We start from the raw sequence: 21176 nt of genomic DNA, 5'->3' as shown, positions 1-21176 counted from the left end.
CTCAGCCCGTACTGGAAATGCGCGCCATCTCCAAGACGTTCAACGGTCTGCGCGTGCTCAAAAACGTCGCCCTCAAGGTGTACGCCGGTGAGGTGCATGCCTTGATGGGCGAGAACGGCGCCGGCAAGTCCACGCTGATGAAGATCCTGTCCGGCGCTTATCAGGCCGATGCCGGTGGAGAAATTTGCATCGAGGGCCAGACACTTGGCGCGTTCAATCCGCTGACGGCAAAGGCGCGCGGCATTGCCGTGATTTATCAGGAACTGAGCCTCTGCCCGAACCTCAGCGTGGCCGAGAATATTTACCTGGGCCGCGAGCTTCGGCGCGGCTGGAGCATCGATCGCAAAGCGATGGAAGCGGGCTGCGTTGAGGTGCTGGTGCGGCTGGGCGCCGATTTCAAACCGTCGACCAAGGTCAGCGTGCTGTCGATTGCCGAGCGGCAGCTGGTCGAAATCGCCCGAGCGCTGCACGCCAACGCCAAAATCCTGGTGATGGACGAGCCGACCACACCGCTGTCGTCGCGCGAGACCGACCGGCTGTTCGCGCTGATCAAACAACTGCGCGACCAGGGGCTTGCCATTATCTACATCAGCCATCGCATGGCCGAGATCTACGAACTGTCCGACCGGGTGTCGGTGCTGCGTGATGGTGAATACGTCGGCATGCTGGAGCGCGACGGGCTGTCCGCCGAAGCCTTGGTCAAGATGATGGTGGGCCGTGATCTCTCCGGCTTCTACAAAAAAGAGCACGCCGCCTACGACCCCGGCGCAGTGGTCATGCGGGTGCGCGACATGGCCGATGGCAAGCGCGTCAAGCCGTGCAGTTTCGATCTGCACGCCGGGGAGGTGCTGGGCATTGCCGGGTTGGTCGGGGCAGGGCGCACCGAGCTGGCGCGCCTGATCTTTGCCGCCGATGCGCGCGTCTCCGGCAGCCTGGAAGTGGCCGGCAAAGCGGTCACTGACCTGCGCGATCCTGCCGACGCGATTCGTGCGGGGGTGGTGTACCTGACCGAAGACCGCAAGGCCCAAGGGCTGTTTCTGGACATGAGCGTGCGCGACAACATCAACGTCTGCGCCTGCGTGCCGGATGCCCATGCCGGCGGCGTACTGGATCGCGGGCGTGGAGCGCAGCGGGCCATTGAGGCGATTCGCTCGCTGTCGATTCGGGTGGCGTCGGGCAAGGTGAACGTTGGCGCGCTGTCTGGTGGCAATCAGCAGAAGGTGCTGCTGGCGCGGTTGCTGGAGGTCAAGCCTCACGTGCTGATACTCGACGAACCTACGCGCGGCGTGGACATCGGCTCGAAGTCGGAAATCTACCGCATCATCAATGAATTGGCCAAAGCCGGCGTCGGCATTGTTGTCATCTCCAGTGAGCTGCCGGAAATCATCGGCACCTGCGACCGGGTCCTGATCATGCGCGAAGGCGAGTTGGTGGCCGAAGTCGGCGGCGCCTCCGGCCAGGAAATCTCCCAGGAGCGGATCATTGATCTGGCAACCGGAAGTGCGCAGGTGGCGCATGCCTAGGCCTCTCTTTCACGGTCGACACGAAACCTGTAGGAGCGCGCTTGCCCGAGAAAGCATTCCGACAGCGCCAAATGCATCGCCTGACACAGCGCCTTCGCGGGCAAGCGCGCTCCTACAGAAAATCGCTTCTTCATCACCTTTGATGGCCAAGCGCTGGGACGTGCGCAGGTGGCGCATGCCTAGGCCTCTCTTTCACGGTCGACACGAAACCTGTAGGAGCGCGCTTGCCCGCGAAAGCTTTCCGACAGCGCCCAATGCATCGCCTGACACCGCGCCATCGCGGGCAAGCGCGCTCCTACAGAAAACCGTCTTTCATCAACAACAATAAAAAGGAACCCAGGCCATGAGTCTGCCCCTGGAAAATTCGCCCACCGTTGCCGCCATCAGCAAACGTGAACGTGTGCGCGAACTGATGCGCACCGTTGGCATGCTGCCTGTGCTGGTGTTGTTGTTGATCGGCTTTACGCTGATGACCGACACCTTCATGAGCTGGCAGAACCTGTCGATCATCACCCAGCAGGCCTCGGTCAACGTGGTGTTGGCGGCGGGCATGACCTTCGTGATCCTGACCGCTGGCATCGACCTTTCCGTGGGCGCCATTCTGGCGGCCTCGGCGGTGGTTGCGCTGCAAGCGTCGATGTCGCCGCAGTTCGGCATGTTCGGCATCGCCGCCGGCATCGGCTTCGGTCTGTTGCTGGGGCTGGTAAACGGCGGTCTGATTGCCTTCATGCGCCTGCCGCCGTTCATCGTCACCCTCGGTGCGCTCACCGCCATGCGTGGCCTGGCGCGGTTGCTGGCCGACGACAAAACCGTGTTCAACCCGGACCTGCCGTTTGCCTTCATCGGCAACGACTCGGTGCTCGGTGTGCCGTGGCTGGTGATCATCGCCGTCGCGGTCATCGTGGTCTCGTGGTTCATCCTGCGCCGCACGGTCATGGGCGTGCAGATCTACTCGGTGGGCGGCAACCCGGAAGCGGCGCGGCTGTCCGGGATCAAGGTGTGGAAGGTATTGCTGTTCGTCTACGCCGTCTCCGGCGCCCTGGCCGGGCTCGGCGCCGTGATGAGTGCCTCGCGCCTGTTCGCCGCCAATGGCTTGCAACTGGGCCAGTCTTACGAGCTCGATGCCATCGCCGCGGTGATCCTCGGCGGCACCAGCTTTACCGGCGGGGTCGGCACCATTGGCGGCACGCTGATCGGCGCGCTGATCATCGCCGTGCTCACCAATGGCCTGGTGCTGCTTGGGGTGTCCGACATCTGGCAGTACATCATCAAGGGCATCGTGATCATCGGCGCGGTGGCGCTTGATCGCTATCGCCAGTCCGGTGCGCGAACCTGATTCACAGCTGTTGCTTGCACGCGTTTCAACGACTCACTCTGACAATAATCACAAGAGAGCATCCATGAACTTCAAACGTAAATTCCCCGCGGTCGTGTCCCTTTGCTTGGCTGCGCTGCTGTCCCAGGGCGTCGAAGCGCGCGAACTGAAATCCGTCGGCATCAGCCTGGGGTCGCTCGGCAATCCCTACTTTGTGACCCTGGCTGACGGCGCCAAGGCCAAGGCCCTGGAGCTCAATCCCAACGCCAAGGTCACGGCCGTGTCCGCCGACTACGACCTGAGCAAGCAGTTCTCGCAGATCGATAACTTCATTGCGTCGGGCGTCGATTTGATCCTCATCAACGCAGTGGACCCGAAGGCCATTGCCTCGGCCATCAAAAAAGCCCAGGCCGCCGGTATTAAAGTGGTCGCCGTTGACGTCAGCGCCACTGGCGTCGATGCCACCGTGCAGACCGACAACGTGGAAGCCGGCAAGCTTGCCTGCCAGTTCATCGTCGACAAGCTGTCGGGCAAGGGCAACGTCATCATCCAGAACGGCCCTCAAGTCACCGCCGTGACCGACCGTGTCACCGGTTGCAAATCCGCATTCGCCGCAGCGCCGGACATCAAGGTGCTGTCTGACGACCAGGACGCCAAGGGCTCGCGCGAAGGTGGCCTGAACGCCATGCAGGGTTACCTGACGCGCTTCCCGAAAATCGACGGCCTGTTTGCGATCAACGACCCTCAAGCCATCGGCAGTGACCTGGCCGCCAAGCAGCTCAAACGCAGCGGCATCATCATCACCTCGGTCGACGGTGCACCGGACATCGAGCAGGCCCTAAAAGCCGACACCTCTATCCAGGCCTCGGCGAGCCAGGACCCATGGGCGATGGCGCAGCAGGCCGTGGTGATCGGCAATGACTTGCTCAACGACAAGAAGCCGGCCGAAGCAGTGACACAACTGACGCCCAAGCTGATCACCCGCGACAACGTCGGGTCCTACAACGGCTGGTCGAGCAAGCGCTGAGTCGCTGCCATCAAGGAGTCACTGCGGTGATCAAAATGGAGGACGTGGCGCGGCAGGCGCGGGTCTCGACGTCGACTGTCTCCCACGTGCTCAACGGCACGCGCAAGGTCAGCGTGAAGACGGTGGAAGCAGTGCAGCGAGCGGTCCGGGACTTGGGCTACATCCCCAACACCCTGGCGCGTTCGCTGGCCCGCTCGCGCAGCCACACCATCGGCGTGGCGATCTCGGCGCTGTCGAACCACTATTTCAGCGAAACGGTGCATGCCATTGAAACCGAGTGCGCGCGCCACGGCATCATGATGCTGTTCGTCGATACCCATGACGATCCGGACCAGGAGCTGCGTGTAGTGCAAGCCCTGCATCACCGCCGCGTGGACGGCATTCTGCTCGCGCCGTCCAGCGACCCGCAGCAGGCGGCGCTGAAATACCTCACCGGCAATGCCATCCCCAGCGTGCTGGTGGACCGAATGGCTGTCGAAGGGTTTGATCAGGTCGGCGTCGAGAATCGTCAGTCCACGGGCGAACTGGTGGACCATCTGGTCCACCACGGGCACCGGCGCATCGGCATGATCGCCGGGCATCGCGGCCTGAGCACGACCGAGGAGCGGATCGAAGGCTATCGTATGGCGCTTGATCGTGCGGGTCTTACCTGGGACCGACAATTGCTGGTCGATGGTGAATCCAACAGCGAGTCGGCGCGTGTCGCCACCACCACACTTCTGCAGCTGGAGACGCCGCCCACTGCGATTCTGGCGGCCAATAACCTGATGACCATCGGCGCCATGCACGCCTTGCGTGATGCCAACATTGCCGTCCCGGAGCAAATGGCCCTGGTCGGTTTTGATGATTTTGATTGGGCGGATTTTTTTCTGCCGCGCCTGAGTGTGGTTGCTCAGCCAGTCCAGGCCCTCGGTGCGCGGGCGGTGCAGCTGCTGCTGCAACGCATCGAAGACCCGGACGGCGAGCGCCTGACCGAGCAATTGGCACCCACCTTACGCATTCGCAATTCGTGCGGCTGCCGCTGATTCGCCTCATTGAGCCGCTGTTTACTGGCCAGGCGCATTGCCGCAGTCGGTGGTTGAAGACAGGAACCTGAATGCAATGAACGACGCTGTTTCTCTGGGCATCGACCTCGGCACCTCCGAGCTCAAAGCCATTTTGCTGGACGCCGAAGGGGCGGTTCTCGCGCAGGCGGGTGCGCGTATCGACATCAGCCGCCGCCAGGCTGGCTGGTCGGAGCAGAACCCCGCCGACTGGTGGCACGCATGCTCTTCGGCGCTGGAGCGGTTGCGCCAACAGTCGCCCGAGGCCTGGGCCCGGGTAGCGTGCATCGGCCTGTCGGGTCAGATGCATGGCGCAGTGCTGCTGGATGCGGCGGAGCAGGTGCTGTATCCGGCGATCCTCTGGGACGACTCCCGTGCCGTGCATCAGGCGGCGCAACTCAATGAGGATTTCCCCGATTACGCGCAGGTCACCGGCAGCCTGGCCATGGCCGGACTCACCGCGCCGAAGCTGTTGTGGATGCAGCAAGACGAGCCCGAGGTATTCGCGCGTATTGCCAGCGTGCTGTCGCCCAAGGATTACCTGCGCTTGCTGCTGACGGGCGAGCAGGTCAGTGACATGTCGGACGCCGCCGGGACCTTGTGGCTGGATGTGGCGCAGCGCCAGTGGTACGCGCCGATGCTCCACGCCACGGGTCTTTCGGTTGAGCACATGCCGAGGCTGCTGGAGGCTAACGAATGCTCTGGCGGACTGAGCGCGCAAGTGGCCGACATGCTCGGCCTGGCTCCGAATCTTCCGGTGGCGGCGGGGGGCGGGGACAACCCGGTCTCGGCCGTGGGCATCGGTGCGGTCAATGCCGGTGATGCCTTCGTCACCCTGGGCACCAGCGCAGCGATTGTGGCGATCACCGACCATCCGGCCGGCAATCCGGGCAGCGCGGTGCACAGCTTTTGCCACGCCTTGCCGCAGCGCTGGTACACCATGGGCGCGATGCTGACGGGGGCGAGCGCCCTGCGGTGGGTGACGCGTTTGTTGGGCCAGCCCAGCGAGCAAGCGCTGCTCGATCAGGTCGGTGCCGCGCTGCCGGTGGATCAGCCGGTCAGCATCGGCAATCCGTTGTTTCTGCCCTATCTGGCCGGTGAGCGCACGCCGCACAATGATCCACTGCTGCGCGGCGGTTTCATGAACCTGGGGCATGACAGCACGCCGGCGATGCTGGGTTACGCGGTGCTCGAAGGCGTCGGCTTTGGCTTGCTGGACGCGATGAACGCAACCCTGTCGGCTGGCGCCACGATCAACGCGTGTGCGCTGGTGGGTGGCGGCGCGCGCAGCGAATACTGGGCGCAGTTGCTGGCCAACATCCTCAACCGCGAGGTTTACACCCTGCACGGCAGTGAGCTCAGTGCCTGCATCGGCGCGGCGAAGCTGGGATTCATGGCGATCGGGCAGGGCGCTGACTTGCTGGCGCAAGGGATGCCGGTGAAGACCCGCTATCAACCGATGCCGGCGGTGCAGGAAGTGCTGAGAGCGCGTTATGGCAAGTTCAAAGGATTGCTGGCAGCCGCGCAGGGACTGCGCGAGTGAGGTTCACGCGTGCTGGTGATCATTCCCACGGACTGCATGCGGTACCTTAGTAGGACCGGCTTTAGCCGGGAAGAGGCCAGTCAGGGCACCTGTGATTTCTGCTGATCGTGATGATCGTTCCCACGCTCAGCGTGGGAATGCATCCCCTGACGCTCTGCGTCAACCATGAGACGCGGAGCGTCCAGTCCGGTGTTCCCACGCAGAGCGTGCGAACGATCAGAGTCAAAAGCTTCCCGGCTGAAGCCGGTCCTACTGACTGCATGCGGTGCTGCCGATTTCCTGGGGGCCCACTGACTGCATGTGGTGCTGCTGATTGCCAAAGCTTCCCGGCTGAAGCCGGTCCCACTGACTGCATGCAGTGCTTAGTGGGACCGGCTTTAGCCGGGAAGGGGCCAGTTGGAGCACCTGTGATTTCTGTTGATTATGATGATCGTTCCCACGCTCCGCGTGGGCATGCATCCCCTGACGCTCTGCGTCAACCATGAGACGCGGAGCGTCCAGTCCGGCATTCCCACGCAGAGCGTGGGAACGATCAGAGTCAACAGCTTCCCGGCTGAAGCCGGTCCCACTGAATGCATACGGTGCTTAGTGGGACCGGCTTTAGCCGGGAAGAGGACGATGGGGGCGCTGTGATTTCCGGTGATGACTCCCGCTGACCACATGCGCTGCTCCAGTGGGAACAATTACAACGAAGGGATCAAACCTTCATCGTCGGCGGCAACTCCATCAGTTTGTCCAGCGTGATGGGCAGGTCGCGAATGCGTTTGCCCGTGGCGTGGGAAACGGCGTTGGCCACCGCTGCGGCAAGGCCGGTAATGCCAATCTCGCCGATGCCGCGTGCGCCGAACTCGTTGAGTTCCAGATCAGGGTAATCCAGCAGGATCACGTCAATCTCCGGTTGGTCGGCGTGCACCGGCACCACGTACTCGGCGTAGTTGTTGTTGACCGGCATGCCGTTGCGTTCGTCGTAATCGGTGGCCTCGAACAGCGCCATCCCTACACCCATCACAATCGCGCCTTCGACCTGATTAAGCGCGGTCTTCTGGTTGATCACCTTGCCGACGTCAATGGCGCTGACGACGCGAGCCACGCGCAGCCGCGAGATGCCCGGGTCCCAGCGCACCTCGACAAAATGCACGCCAAACGAGCGAAACGAGTGCTTGCTGGTGTCGTTCATGCCGGTCTTCGCCTCACCGAAGGCGTTGGCCTGTTTCTGTGCCTTGAGCACGTCGGCAATGGCGAACACCTTGTCGCCGCTTTTCAGCTGACCCTGCTCGAAGCTCACTTGATCCGGCTTGATCCCGGCAAAGACACCCTTGGGTGCGGTCGCAAAGGCCTTCAACTGCTCCACTGCCTGACGGGTGGCCTCGGCGATCGCCGGCAGCACGCTGGCCGTCGCCCATGATCCGCCCGAGACCGGCGCAGGCGGAAAGGACGAATTGCCGAGCTCGACCTCGATCTTGTCCATCGCAATGCCGGTAATGCTGCTGACCACCTGGGCAACGATGGTGTAAGTGCCGGTACCGATGTCCTGCACCCCGCAAATCGCCCAGGCCGTGCCGTCGGCGCGCAACGACACCTGGGCTTCTGCCGGCGTGCGGTAAGCGTCCCAGTTGCAGGCCGCCATGCCATAACCGATGACTTCCGTGCCGTCTTTCATCGAGCCCGGCGTCGGGTTGCGCTTGCTCCAGCCAAAGCGCTCGGCGGCCTGATCAATGCACTCCTGCAGGTGATTGCTCGACCACGGCAGGTTCTGGCTTTCGTCGCGCTCGGACACGTTCAGCTTGCGGAACGCCAGCGGGTCCATGCCCACCTTGTCGGCCATCTCGTCCATTGCCGATTCCAGCGCGAACAGCCCCGGGGCCGCCCCCGGTGCGCGCATGGAGGTCGGCGTGCCGCGGTTGACCTCGATGATCTTGTGGCTGACCAGCACGTTGGCGCAGCTGTACAGGCTCTTGGTCGAGGTACCGCAGTTTTCCTTGTACGGGTCGGTGAACGACGTGGTGTTAATGGATTCGTGGCGCACCGATACCAGCTTGCCCTTGTCATCGGTGGCCAGGCGCATGCGCTGGCGGGTTTCCGGACGATGTCCGGTGGTGGTGAACATCTGCTGACGCGGGACCACCAGCTGCACCGGGCGATTGAGCACTTTGGCAGCGGCGCAGGCGGCGACTGAATGCGGCCAGATCCATAATTTGCTGCCAAAGCCGGAACCGATAAACGGCGCCCGCACCTCGACCTTCTCCGGGATCATCCCGAAAATCTTCGCCAGCGAGTTGCGGTGCGCGACCACCCCTTGAGTGGCTTCGTAAACGATCAGCCGGCCATCTTCCCAACTCGCGACGGTGGCGTGCATTTCCATCGGGTTGTGGGTTTCGACCGGCGTCGAATAGGTGGCATCGATGCTGTGCGGCGCGGTATCGAAGGCGGCGGCTGCGTCACCGCGCGCGTGGCCCGGGCTACCGTCCTGCAGCTTGCCAGCCTTTAAGCCCTGTTCGAGATTGGCCACCGCGTCGGCCTTGCTGTAGCTGACCTTGATCTTGTAGGCCGCGGCCCGAGCGTGTTCAAACGTGTCGGCCACCACCAGCGCAACGAACTGGCCGGCGTAATGCACCGTGTCATCCTCGAACGGCAGTCGGCTTTCGTCGGACTTCGCCGCTTTGAGGATCTGCGCGAAGGACATCGGCAGCGTCGAGTTGTGGTACAGCGCCGGGAAATTACCGTGGTGCAGGATGTCCAGCACGCCCGGCGACTGGCGTGCAGCGTCCAGCTCAAGGCCGGTGATCTTGCCGCTGGCAACGGTGCTGAACACGCCGTAGCCGTATGCCATGTTGTTCAAGTGATGGTCGGAGGCGTACATCGCAGTGCCGGTGACCTTACGTTGGCCGTCGATGCGACGCGGTGCCGAGCCAATGATTGCGTCAGTCATGGGTGAATTCTCCGTCAGGCGGTCAGGGTGCTGAGGTTGCGCACGATCGCCTGTTGCCCCAGGGCAATCTTGTAAGCGTTATGCCGATAGGCCTTGGCGCCCTTGAGCGCGATGGCGGCGACCTTGTCGAGGGTCTGCGGCGTCAGTGGCTGGCCCTTGAGCGCCTGCTCGGCTTCCACCGAACGCCAGGGTTTGGTGCCGACGCCGCCCAGCGCCACTCGCGCATCGCGGACGGTAGTGCCCTCCATGACGACGATGATCGCGCTGGACGCCAGAGCGAACTGGTAAGACGCACGATCGCGCAGCTTCAGATAGGCCGATTGGCTCCCCGCCAATGGCTTGTCCAGCACCACGTGGGTGATCAGCTCATCGTCCAGCAGTGCGTGCTCTTTCCAGGGTGTTGCGCCGGGCAGCAAGTGGAAATCGGCGAAATCAATGCTGCGATTGCCTTTGGGGCCTTGCACCTCGACCGTCGCGCCAATCGCGACCATGGCCACGCACATGTCCGAAGGGTGAGTGGCGATGCACTGATCGCTGGTGCCCAGCACTGCATGGACGCTGCGATTGTGCCCGTCGATGGCAGCACATCCCGATCCTGGCTCGCGTTTGTTGCACGGCGAATAGCCGTCGCGAAAGTAATTGCAGCGCACCCGCTGCATGACATTGCCGGCCGTCGTCGCCTTGTTGCGCAGCTGGGTGGTCGCACCCGACAGCAGCGCCTGGGACAGCACCGCGTAGTGCTCGACGATGTACGGGTGATGGGCCAGCTCGGTATTGCTCACCAGTGCACCGATGCGCACGCTGCCGTCCTTTTGCACCTCGATCTGCTTGAGCGAGAGGTGGTTGACGTCGATGACCTGATCGGCCGGCATGATGTCGAGCTTGACCAGATCCAGCAGCGTAGTGCCGCCCGCCAGAAAGAACGCGGTCTGGCTTTTCGCGTGGGTCGCCACAGCTTGTTCGACGCTGTTGGCGCGCACGTAATCAAAGGCTCTCATCAGCTCACCTCCTGCACTTTGATCCGCGCCGACTGGATCGCCGCGAGGATGTTCTTGTAAGCGCCGCAACGGCAGATATTTCCGCTCATGGCTTCGCGCACGCTGTGATCGTCGGTGCCGATGTTTTTGTCCTGCAGCAGCGCCGCCGCGCTCATGATCTGCCCGGAGGTGCAATAGCCGCACTGGTAAGCATCGTGCTCCCAGAACGCTTCTTGCACCGGGTGCAGTTTGCCGTTGCGCGCCAGGCCTTCGATGGTGGTGATGTCGTCGCCTTCGTGCATCGCGGCAAGCGAGAGACACGAGTTGATCGCTACCCCATTGACGTGCACGGTGCAGGCGCCGCACTGGCCATGGTCGCAGCCTTTCTTGGTGCCGGTGAGCTGCAATCGGTCGCGTAGCACGTCGAGCAGCGCTGCATTGGCTGGGAGGTTCAAGGTGTGCGCCTGGCCGTTGACCTTCAGGGTCATGCGCCTTTCGTCGGCCCTCGGCGGGTCGAGGTCATCGGCGACAGCGGCCTGGGCCTCCAGCGCCTGGGTCCAGATCGGCGCGGTTGCGGCCGCGAGGCTGGAGACGCCGATGGATTTCAGAAAATTGCGGCGTGAGGGCACGGTGAACGCCTTGAGGTCACAAGACGCTTGTTCTTTATCGGGGCGATCAGGCTGATCGGTCATGAACGGGTTCCTCGTCAGCAGTGGGTCAGACCTGGCGGCCGACGGTGGGCGGACGCACGGGCAGGGACGGCAGGTGGAGCGGCAGGCGGTACGGCTGGGGGTAAACACAGTGTTTTACGTGACTGCGGCCATCAACAATAACCAATGTGCAGGCTCGGCATTCAGCCGAATCAGTGCATGCACTTGTGAGTCGTTTTCATCAATCCGTGGCGCTTATGTCAGCAGCGAGGGCTGGCGCTTTGAGGGATCAGTAAAAGCAGGCGGTGCTGGCCTTGGCACACAGTTGTGACCGAAGCGCCGGGGGATGGTTGCGGATATTTATGAAGCGAAAAAAACACCGAATGTTACGGCTGAACCGGGCCAGCCAAACCGACCCGGTTGCCTGGCGCGTCAGGCGGCGGACGCTTGCTCTTTCAAAGTCGCCATGTCGATGACGAAACGGTACTTCACGTCACCTTTGAGCATGCGCTCGTAGGCTTCGTTGATGTCCTTCATGTGGATCATCTCGATGTCTGAAACGATGCCGTGCTTAGCGCAGAAGTCGAGCATTTCCTGGGTTTCCTGGATGCCGCCAATCAGCGAGCCCGCTAGGCTGCGACGCTTGAAAATCAGGTTGAACACGGTGGGCGAGGGGTGCGGTTGATCCGGCGCACCGACCAGAGTCATGGTGCCGTCGCGCTTGAGCAGGTTCAGAAACGCGTCAAGGTTGTGAGGCGCGGCAACGGTATTAAGGATGAAGTCGAGCTGGTTGGTCTGCGTGGCCATCTCATCGGCGTTTTTCGAGACGATGACTTCATCCGCACCCAGACGCAGGCCGTCTTCACGCTTGTTCGGCGAGGTGGTAAACAGCACTACGTGCGCGCCCATCGCGTGAGCGATTTTGACTGCCATGTGACCCAGCCCGCCCAGGCCGACGACGCCGACCTTTTTGCCGGGACCGACTTTCCAGTGGTGCAGCGGCGAATAGGTGGTGATCCCGGCGCACAACAAGGGGGCGACGGCCGCCAGATTGTCGGTGTGGGAAATCTTCAGGACGAATTTCTCATTCACCACGATCTTGTCGGAGTAGCCACCGAAGGTGTTTTCGCCACCAAAGACCGGGCCGTTGTAAGTGCCGGTGAAGCCGTTCTCGCAATATTGCTCTTCGCCTTCTGCGCAGGAGGCGCAGTGCTGGCAGCTGTCGACCATGCAACCCACGCCGGCGAGGTCGCCGACCTTGAAGTGGGTGACATTGGCGCCGACTGCCGTCACCTTGCCGACGATTTCGTGGCCAGGCACTGACGGGTAAAGCGTGTTGTTCCATTCGTTGCGCGCGGTGTGAAGGTCCGAGTGGCAGACGCCGCAGAACAGAATGTCGATCTGCACGTCATCGGCGCCAGGGTCACGGCGCTCAATCTGAAAGGGTGCCAGTTTGTCCGTAGCTTTTTGCGCGGCGTAGCTGTAAGTCTTGATCATGGGGTGATCGTCTCCAGTGGGGCAAAAATTCGGGTAACCGCATTGAGTGACAGGCGAGCGCGTTCAAAGGTCAATGGCAAACGATGAAACACAGTCAAAGGGGGCGTCTGTGCATCTGTCGATCGACGACAGGGGTTGACAACGGGTGAAAGTGGCATTTTGGCATCTAGCTGCGGAGCCGCTCGGCGGATTTTCACCAAATGTCGTGGAAAGCCTTTTTTTTCGTCGCGAATGGATAGCAAATGCGAATATGGCGCTTGCAACCTTTAGTCACACCCCTTGAAGATAGCGCAGTCCGACGCTGGCAATGGAGCGCCTATGAATTCCCCACTTTTGACCCCCGCCGGGTGCACGCTGATGGCCGACGAGCGCATGCCTGCGCCCGGCATCGCGCGCGTGGTGGAGGGCGGAATTCCAACAGGCGAAAGTTCGCTTGACGGGCTGCTTCGGGCGGCGCGCCAGACGGCGCCCGGACTCAGCTGGGGCGCTTACCGCGCCGGTCAGCAAATGCACCTGCTGGGGCAGGGCACCCCGACCACCCCATGGCCCGCCCTGATTCCGCGTGAGGATTTCGACGGTTACTGCCGCAGGCACCAGTTGCAGCGTTGGGTCACCGGTCATGGCGAGTCGGCGCTGGGCTGGTTACTGACGCCCGAGGCGGATTCGGATAACGAATTTTTCGCCGAGCTGGCCAGCCGTCTTGGCCTGCGCCTGCAGACCGATGCCCTGGCGCGGGCGCAGGCCACTCAGCGCGTGCTGTATGAAATCACCTACCTGGCCAGTTCGACCCGCGACCGCTCGGCATTTTTGCAGGGTGTTCACCGGCAGCTCTCGACCCTGATCGACGCCGAAAACTTCTACCTGGCGCTGTACGAAAGCCACAGCGGCAAGATTACTTATCCGTATTACATCGACATCACCGACGTCGACGCGCTGGAAGCCGAGACCTACGAGTTTCTCGATCCCCATAGGTTGTCCATGACCGGCTATGTGCTGACCACCGAGCAGCCGCTGTTCGTCGACGGTGCAGCCATCGAGCGGGCGCAGAGCCTGGACCGTTTTCACTGTGTGGGGCATCGCCCGGAATTCTGGATGGGCGCCCCGCTGAAAAACGCCTCCGACGACGTCTTTGGCATGCTGGCGATGCAGGTCTACGACGTCGCCCGGGTGTACAGCGTTGAAGACCAGGAGCTGTTTCTGGTGGTGGCTCGCCATGTCGCGATGGCGTTGGACCGCATTCTTCATCGCGCGCAACTGGAAGAGACCGTTGCCCGCCGCACCCTTGAACTGTCCCGCCTCAACGACGCCCTGCGCAACGAAGTCGCCGATCGCGAGCGCGCCGAGCACCTGCAAAGTGCGCTGTTTCAGATCACCGAGCTGTCCAGTCAGCCCGGCGACATGGCCGATTTGTTCAAAAGCCTGCACGGCATCGTCGGCGAGCTGCTGTTCGCGCTCAACTTTTACATCGCGCTGTTCGACGACGCCACCGGCGAGGTGACCTTCCCCTATTACGTGGACGAGCGGCTGACCCGTCGACCTGACCCGCGCCGTGGCGAGCGTGGCTTTACCGAGTACGTGATCCGCCAGCGTCGGCCTTGCCTGATCGACAGCGACGAGGCCCGCTGGCTGGAGAGCATCGGCGAAATCACCTTGCAGAATGAGGTCAATCGTTCAAGCTCCTGGCTGGGCATCCCGTTGTTCGACGGCGAGGTGGTGCGCGGCGTGCTGGCGGTGCAGAGCTATACGTCCCACGTCAGTTATTCGCTGCGCGATCAGGAATTGCTGACCTTTGTGTCGCGCCATATCGACACCGCATTGTCAAGGCGCAGCGCCGCCGAAGCCATTCACACCGCCAACCTGCGGCTGGAAGCGCGCGTGCAGGACCGCACCCGGGAGCTGGACTACGCCAACGCCAAGTTGCAGCACGAAAACGCCCACGATGCGCTGACCGGGCTGCCCAACCGCAGCCATCTGCAGCAACGGCTCAAGGAAGCCTGGCAGGACTTCTGCGCACAAGGTTCAGACCTGGCGGTGATGTTCATCGACCTCGACCGTTTCAAGATGGTCAACGACAGCCTCGGCCATCACTCGGGAGACCAATTGCTGATCCAGGCCGCCGACCGTCTGCGCCAGTGCATGCGCGACAGCGATCTGTTGGCCAGACTGGGCGGTGATGAGTTCGCAGTGCTGGCCTACGCCGCGCCGCCCGACGTCACCGTGGCGATTGCCGAACGCATCCTGCTGGCCTTCGATGTGCCGTTCTACATCGACGGCCATGCCGTGTTTTCCTCTTGCAGCATCGGCGTGGTCGGCGCCGATCTGCAGTTTCACAGCGAGCCGGCTGACCTGCTGCGTGACGCCGACACCGCCATGTACCGGGTCAAACACGCCGGGCGCGACAGCTACGCAGTGTTCAACCAGGAAGTGCGCCGTGAAGTCTCCGACCAGATGGACCAGGAGACGGCCCTGCGCAATGCACTCAAGCGCACCGACGAGCTGCTGCCGTACTTCCAGCCGATCATCGATGTGGCCAGCGGACGCATTCTGGCGCTGGAGGCGCTGATTCGCTGGCGGCAGGCGGACGGCCGGATCATCGCGCCGGGCCAGTTTCTCCCGGCACTGGAAGGGCTCCGGCTGATCGGCCGCCTGGACTTCTACATGCTGCAGCAGGTGGTGGCGATACTCGCCCACCCGGATCACGCGCACTGGCCGACCGTTCACGTCAACTGCTCCAGTTACAGCATCACCCGGCCCGAGTTCTCCAGCGAGGTGCTCGGCCTGCTCAGCGAGCATGGCGTGGCGCCGTCGCGCATTTGTCTGGAGCTCACCGAAGGCGCGCTGGTGGCCGAGCCGGAACTGGCACGCCAAGCCATGAAGCACCTGGCCGACAACGGCGTATCGGTGGTGCTGGATGATTTCGGCGCGGGTTTTTCTTCACTCAGCTACGTGCATCAGTACCATTTCAGCGGATTGAAAATCGACAAGTCGTTCACCCTGGAACTCACCACCAGTTCGCGCAGCCGGGCCATCGTCCGCGCGATCGTGCGCATGGCCGAGTCCCTCGGCCTGACCGTAGTGGCCGAGGGCGTGGAAGATGCCGCGACCTTGCAGCTGCTGCGCGAGATGGGCGCAGGTCAGGCCCAGGGCTACTACTTTTCGATGCCGGTTCCCCAGGACAGGCTGGACCTCAGCACGCTGTTGTAGAAAAAACCTGGCTCATCGTTCTTGCCCGACAGTGCGTGGCGCTGGAAAAAATCACGGCAGATCCTCCAAAAACCGCCGATGACGCTTGAAGTGCTCGGTTGCCTGGATGAGCGCGCTCATGTTCCCCGGCTCGGTCGGCGCGTGGCCCGCCTTCGGGACCTGGCGCAAGATCGAGCCGGGCCACACCTCGTGTAAGCGATAGGCGGAGTTGGGCGTGGCGATCATGTCGTGCTCGCCCTGGATCAGCAGACAGGGCAGGTGGCTGATACGCTCAATGTCGCGGACCAGCTGGTCAGGTTCAAGAAAAAATCCGTGGCTGAAATACCACGCGTCCAGACGTCCCATGCCCAGCGCCAGCGCCTCATCCGCGGCCTGGCTCTCCACCGACTCGGGGTTGTGCTCAAGCAGCGCGCAGCTGCCGGAGTATTTCGTCCAGCGCCGCGCCGCATCCAGTCGGCACTCCGGGTCATCGCTGGTCAGGCGCTTCAGGTAGCCCTTGAGCAAATCACCGCGCTCGGCCTCTGGTAGCCATTCGGCGAAATCCTTGTGGACCTGTGGCAGAAAGCGCCGCATGCCATAGAGAAACCAGTCGATCTCGTCCGGCGTGCCCAGCATGATCCCGCGAAGAATGAACCCCAGGCACGCTTGCGGGTGCGCTTCACCGTACGCCAGAGCGAGTGTTGTACCCCAGGACCCGCCGAGTACCAGCCATTGCTCGAGACCGAGCATCTTGCGCAACGTTTCAATATCGTTGATGAGATGCTGGGTGGTGTTGTCCTTGAGTTCGGCAAGGGGCGTCGAGCGCAGCGCGCCGCGCTGATCGAAGAGCACAATGCGATAGGCGTCCGGGTCCCAGAAGCAGCGTTTCGAAGGGTCTGCACCTTCTCCGGGGCCGCCGTGAAAGTACACGGCCGGGATCCCGTCCGGGTTGCCGCATTCCTCCCAATAAAGCTCGTGAAGGCCATCGACCTTGAGCCGTCCGCTGGTGCGCGGTTCGGCGATGGAAGGGAACGCTGAATAAGTGATGGTAAATGATGCGTCCATGATTCTCTCCTCTCGACACACTCAACTGGGACTGAGAGGGGGACGCAGGTTTCCGCCTTCGAAGTGAAGGTCCCGCCGAGTGGCCAGGGCTTGCGATGTCGTACTCCATTGATGCTTACATCGGCAGGCAACAGCCCCCTGCACGCGCCACACAGCGGTCAATCGAGAGCTTTTAGAAACATTCCGCAACATTTCTCTTTGCAGCGAGTCAACGCATTACCTCTCTGTAAAGAATCGTTCATGAAGACGCCTCGACCCTCCGCTCGCATTAAACCGCTCAACGAGCTCCGCAACCTGAAAATGGCCCGTTCTGCCCACGCCTACGTGCGCGGCAGTACGGTGCAATTCTATGAATGGCTGCACAGCCAGTCGGGCCGGCGTTTGCCCAGCGGTCCGCCGGTGTGGATCTGCGGCGACTGTCACGCGGGCAACCTCGGCCCCACTGGCGACTCCAGAGGGCGCATCGATATTCACATCCGCGACCTTGACCAGACGGTGATCGGCAATCCCGCCCATGACCTGGTGCGGCTGGCGCTGTCATTGGCCACCGCTGCCCGGGGCTCCGATCTGCCTGGCGTCGCCACCGCCCGAATGCTCGAAGAAATGATGCAGGGGTATGAGCTGGCGTTCGAGAGTGGTGAGGATGAGGAACCCGCGCGTCCGGCGCAGGTCAAGGCCGGCATGCGCAGCGCGGTGCAACGGACCTGGAAGCACCTGGCTCAGGAGCGCATCGAAGACACCCGCCCGACCATCCCGCTGGGCAAGCATTTCTGGTCGCTGTCCCGCGCCGAGCGTGACGCCTTGAAGACGCTGTGCCTGACGCCGGAGATTCATGCGCTGGTGACGTCGCTCAAAGGCCGGTCGAAAGACGATCGCGTCGAGATGCTCGATTGCGCGTACTGGGTGAAGGGTTGCAGTTCGCTGGGCCTGCTGCGTTACGCGGTGCTGTTGAGCGTGGGTGACGACGAAGATCAGGAGTATTGCCTGCTCGACATCAAGGAGGCCGTCGCCGCCGCTGCCCCGCGCACGCCGCGTGCAGGAATGCCCCGGGACAATGGCAAACGTGTGGTCGAAGGCGCCAGGCACCTGTCGCCGGGGTTGGGCAACCGCATGATCGCCACGCGCATGCTGGATCATGGTTTCTTCGTGCGCGAGCTGCTGCCCCAGGACATGAAGCTTGAGCTCGATCAGCTGAGTGAGCGCGAAGCCATGAAAGCGGCCGGTTACCTGGCCCGGGTCGTGGGTCTGGCCCATGCCCGCCAGATGGACCTCGCCACACGCTCGTCATGGATGCGTGAATTGCAGCTCAATCGCTCGCAGACGCTGGACGCGCCGTCGTGGCTGTGGAGCAACGTCGTGAGTCTGGTGGGCAGTCATGAGCAGGGCTATCTGGAGCATTGCCGGCGGTATGCGCTGGAAAATTGATGCACTGCCGAGCGTGTCCCTTGACCTCCATCTAGGTGGAGGTTCGAGACTGGACGTCCACACGTTCAGGAACGGCTCATGACTTCTTCAACTTTTGACTTGCTTAACCCCGCTGGCTTGTACGATCCCACTCCAAACGCCTATTCCCAACTCGCGGATGTGCAGCCAGGCGCCCGATGGTTGTTCGTCGCGGGGCAGGGTGGGGAAGATCCTCGCGGTGAGTTGTCTAGCGTGTTCGCCGAGCAGGCAGCGCAAGCGATTGCCAATGTACGAACAGCCCTGCAGTCGAAAGGTGCCGATCTTCGCGACGTCTTCAAATTAACGCTACTGATTGCCGACCACTCCGAGCAGCGGCTGCGAATCTGGGTGGAGCAAGCGGACCGGGCATGGGCAGGCTGCAACAAGCCGGTCTGCACCCTGATCCCGGTGCCCCGGCTGGCGCTGGACGGCATGATGATTGAAATCGAAGCTGTGGCAGCGATTGCACCGCCAAGGGACGGGCAAGACGGAGCGTAGGAGCTTGCCCGCGAAGACGTCGGCAGGCGTGACGGGACTTCGGCGATGCACCGCAGACGGGGTACGGGCGACAGAGATGCGGCGGATTCACCGCAAGGGTACGGGCGACAGGGATGTGGCGGATTCACGCAAGGGTACGGGCGACAGAGATGTGGCGGATTCACCGCAGACTTCGGGACGGACGACAGAGATGCGGCGGATTCGCCACCGATTTCGCGGGCAAGCGCGCTCCTACAGTTGATCTGCGTTCCGCCGGCATAATTCGTAGCGGTGGCCGGGACGCCGCCTTTCGCATCTGCACCACCCTCACGCCGGAATGCATGCATCGTCAGACGTCGCGCCGGAATGCACGCATCACTCCATCGCGACCACGATCCATTGTAGGAGCGCGCTTGCCCGCGAAGACGTCGGCACGGGCGACAGAGATGCGGCGAATTCAGGACCGATTTCGCGGGCAAGCGCGCTCCTACAGTTGATCTGCGTTCCGCCGGCATAATTCGCGGCGGTGGCCGGGACGCTGTTGTTCACAGCTGCCGCAATCGTCACGCCGGAATGTATGCATCGTCAGACGTCGCGCCGGAATGCACGCATCACTCCATCGCGACCACGATCCATTGTAGGAGCGCGCTTGCCCGCGAAGACGTCGGCACGGGCGATAGAGATTCGGCGAATTCACCGCAGAATTCAGTAAGGGCGACAGGGCTTCGGCGGGCTCACCGCAGACTTCGGGACCGACGACAGAGATGCGGCGGATTTGTCGCAGACATCGGTACGCGCGATAAAGATGCGGCGAATTCACCATCGAGTTCGCGGGCAAGCGCGCTCCTGCAGGGGTTTTGCGTTTCATCGACATTGATCGGTACAACCCTGTTGCGGACAACGTTCGATGGCGCGTTGATCAGCGCTTGCTGGTAAATTGGCGCACGTTTCGCTTGTTGATCCACAATGGCCATACTCAAGGACCAGGCGTGGCGTACCCCGTCACTGCTTCGACGCCTGACGCTTATTCAATCTTCCTGCTAAAGGGATGTAAACCATGCGGCAATTTGCGGCTCTCGCCTTGTTTCTCAGTCTCAATGCGTTCGCTCAGGACACGCCCCAGCCCATCGCCAAATGGACGCTCCTGGATCAGTTCGACAAGGCGTATACGCTGGATGACCAGGCTCAAGTGCTGTTGATCGCGCGCAGCATGTCCGCGGCGAAGATGGTCAATGCCGCACTTGAAGACGGCCCCGAGGGTTATCTCGAACAGCGTCATGTGGTTTATGTGGCCGACATCGAGAAAATGCCGTCGCTGGTGAAGATGGTCGCGGTGCCGGCCATGCGCTCGGCCAAATACCGAATTTTGCTGGACCGCGATGCCCGCGTGGCGTCTGCCTATGACGGCGATCGCGACACCGTCCAGTGGCTGACCCTGAATAATGGCGCGGTCGTCCGTCAGGAGCGCTTTTCAGACGGCGAACAACTCAAGCAGGCCATCGCCCGACTCGGTTCGCAGTCCGCTAGCCGGTAAGCGCGGCCTTCTCGAAAATCTGCCGCATGTAGCCGGCGATCATCGAAGCATCGCCGTAGACTTCACGCAAATAGTGCTCAGCGCTGGACAGGTGCGAGGCCAGTTGCCGTTTGACCTTGTCTTCTCCATACAGCGACACAAAGGTCGACTTGCCGTCGTCCTTGCCCTGATCCTTGTCACTGTCGGCGCAGCGGTCGCGCAGGTCATCGTACATTTGGAAGGCCTGGCCCAACTCCATGGCGAAGTTCTGCAGCAGCGGCCGCTGTGATTGCGCAGCGCCGCTGATCAGCCAGGCCATGTCCATGATGGCGCCGAACAGCACTCCGGTTTTCAGGTTATTGGTCAGGGCGATTTCGTCGGCGTCGCGACTGCGCTGGCCGTCGCGCAGGTCCTGGAACTGCCCGCGCACCAACCCTTGCATGCCCACCGTATTGGCCAACACTTCGACCAGCTCGGTGCGAGTGGTCGCTGCCAGGTCGCTGATGGTGGCGACCACCCCGAAGGCGCGGCTGAGCAGGGCGATGGCGGTCAGGATCGCTACATCTTCACCGAACTTGAGGTGCACCGTGGGCTGGCCACGGCGCAGTGCTGCGTTGTCCATGCACGGCATGTCGTCGAGCACCAGCGAAGCCGCATGAATCATCTCGACAGCACAGCCCAGGTCGACCGCCTGCCGTGAAGCCTGGTTGTCATGGTCTCGGTTGTTTTCTGCCAGCCCTTCAGCGGCAAGGACCAGCAGTACCGGGCGCATGCGCTTGCCCGGCGCCAGCGTCGATTCGCGCATGGCCAACGCGACCAGATCGCGCTCGTTGCCAGACTCGGGCAACAGCTCGGACAGCCGCGTTTCGATGGCCGCCCGGACGTCTCCCAGTCGTCCGGCAAAGCCCGGTTTGATTGTTGTGTCGACGTTACCTGCCATCGGTCTTTCCCTATGCTTTAGCGGTAAAACTGTTCGTCGCGGAGCGGTTCG

15 protein-coding genes are annotated in these 21176 nt (G+C 62.4%); 9 read left to right on the top strand and 6 right to left on the bottom strand.

Features of this window, described 5'->3' with window-relative positions; all coding sequences use genetic code 11:
* Positions 1–17 precede the first annotated feature (17 nt).
* The 5 genes from LT42_RS05925 to xylB all read left to right on the top strand — a co-directional run bounded on the left by LT42_RS05925 (position 18) and on the right by xylB (position 6451).
* On the top strand, positions 18–1523 hold the full coding sequence (locus tag LT42_RS05925; protein ID WP_037010715.1) for a sugar ABC transporter ATP-binding protein: 1506 nt from the start codon (positions 18–20) through the stop codon (positions 1521–1523).
* A 343-nt stretch (positions 1524–1866) separates the two neighbouring features.
* Positions 1867–2859, top strand: a complete 993-nt coding sequence (locus tag LT42_RS05920; protein WP_037010714.1) for an ABC transporter permease subunit — start codon at positions 1867–1869, stop codon at positions 2857–2859.
* 64 nt (positions 2860–2923) lie between these two features.
* Positions 2924–3865 (top strand): ABC transporter substrate-binding protein, encoded by a 942-nt coding sequence (locus LT42_RS05915; RefSeq protein ID WP_037010713.1) that lies wholly within the window; start codon positions 2924–2926, stop codon positions 3863–3865.
* A 26-nt stretch (positions 3866–3891) separates the two neighbouring features.
* Positions 3892–4890 (top strand): LacI family DNA-binding transcriptional regulator, encoded by a 999-nt coding sequence (locus LT42_RS05910; RefSeq protein WP_037010712.1) that lies wholly within the window; start codon positions 3892–3894, stop codon positions 4888–4890.
* A gap of 76 nt (positions 4891–4966) precedes the next feature.
* Positions 4967–6451, top strand: coding sequence for a xylulokinase (gene xylB, locus LT42_RS05905; RefSeq protein WP_037010711.1), 1485 nt, complete (start codon positions 4967–4969; stop codon positions 6449–6451).
* 697 nt (positions 6452–7148) lie between these two features.
* Here xylB and LT42_RS05895 read toward each other — a convergent pair.
* The 4 genes from LT42_RS05895 to LT42_RS05880 all read right to left on the bottom strand — a co-directional run bounded on the left by LT42_RS05895 (position 7149) and on the right by LT42_RS05880 (position 12504).
* Positions 7149–9380 (bottom strand): xanthine dehydrogenase family protein molybdopterin-binding subunit, encoded by a 2232-nt coding sequence (locus LT42_RS05895; protein ID WP_037010709.1) that lies wholly within the window; start codon positions 9378–9380, stop codon positions 7149–7151.
* 14 nt (positions 9381–9394) lie between these two features.
* Positions 9395–10378, bottom strand: a complete 984-nt coding sequence (locus LT42_RS05890) for an FAD binding domain-containing protein (RefSeq protein WP_037010707.1) — start codon at positions 10376–10378, stop codon at positions 9395–9397.
* A complete protein-coding gene (locus tag LT42_RS05885; protein ID WP_037010705.1) occupies positions 10378–11049 on the bottom strand; it encodes a (2Fe-2S)-binding protein in 672 nt (223 codons plus the stop codon). Before LT42_RS05885 ends, LT42_RS05890 begins: the two co-directional genes overlap by 1 nt.
* Positions 11050–11439: 390 nt before the next feature.
* On the bottom strand, positions 11440–12504 hold the full coding sequence (locus LT42_RS05880; protein ID WP_037010703.1) for an NAD(P)-dependent alcohol dehydrogenase: 1065 nt from the start codon (positions 12502–12504) through the stop codon (positions 11440–11442).
* A gap of 372 nt (positions 12505–12876) precedes the next feature.
* On the opposite strand from LT42_RS05880, the gene LT42_RS05875 reads away from it, so the two are divergent.
* Positions 12877–15708, top strand: coding sequence for a sensor domain-containing phosphodiesterase (locus LT42_RS05875; protein ID WP_052075257.1), 2832 nt, complete (start codon positions 12877–12879; stop codon positions 15706–15708).
* Positions 15709–15759: 51 nt separating this feature from the next.
* On the opposite strand, the gene pip is transcribed toward LT42_RS05875, so the two are convergent.
* A complete protein-coding gene (gene pip / locus LT42_RS05870; RefSeq protein ID WP_037010701.1) occupies positions 15760–16752 on the bottom strand; it encodes a prolyl aminopeptidase in 993 nt (330 codons plus the stop codon).
* A 240-nt stretch (positions 16753–16992) separates the two neighbouring features.
* On the opposite strand from pip, the gene LT42_RS05865 reads away from it, so the two are divergent.
* From LT42_RS05865 to LT42_RS05855, 3 genes are all read left to right on the top strand, one after another.
* On the top strand, positions 16993–18177 hold the full coding sequence (locus LT42_RS05865) for a DUF2252 domain-containing protein (RefSeq protein ID WP_037010699.1): 1185 nt from the start codon (positions 16993–16995) through the stop codon (positions 18175–18177).
* A gap of 78 nt (positions 18178–18255) precedes the next feature.
* Positions 18256–18693: a RidA family protein gene (locus LT42_RS05860; protein ID WP_037010697.1), complete on the top strand. Its 438-nt coding sequence runs from the start codon at positions 18256–18258 to the stop codon at positions 18691–18693.
* A 1036-nt stretch (positions 18694–19729) separates the two neighbouring features.
* Entirely contained in the window at positions 19730–20206 is a 477-nt protein-coding gene (locus LT42_RS05855; protein ID WP_037010695.1) for a hypothetical protein, read from the top strand.
* Here LT42_RS05855 and LT42_RS05850 read toward each other — a convergent pair.
* Positions 20196–21125 carry a polyprenyl synthetase family protein gene (locus LT42_RS05850; protein WP_052075109.1) on the bottom strand — a complete coding sequence of 310 codons (930 nt, stop codon included), beginning with the start codon at positions 21123–21125 and terminating at the stop codon, positions 20196–20198. The two genes, LT42_RS05855 and LT42_RS05850, sit on opposite strands and share 11 nt — an antisense overlap.
* Positions 21126–21176: the final 51 nt, after the last annotated feature.

Origin of the sequence: Pseudomonas lutea, from assembly GCF_000759445.1 — a bacterium.
GTDB classification, from domain to species: Bacteria; Pseudomonadota; Gammaproteobacteria; order Pseudomonadales; family Pseudomonadaceae; genus Aquipseudomonas; species Aquipseudomonas lutea.
The sequence above is the reverse complement of the archived record's forward strand: the minus strand, read 5'-3'. Positions and strand labels throughout refer to the sequence as shown.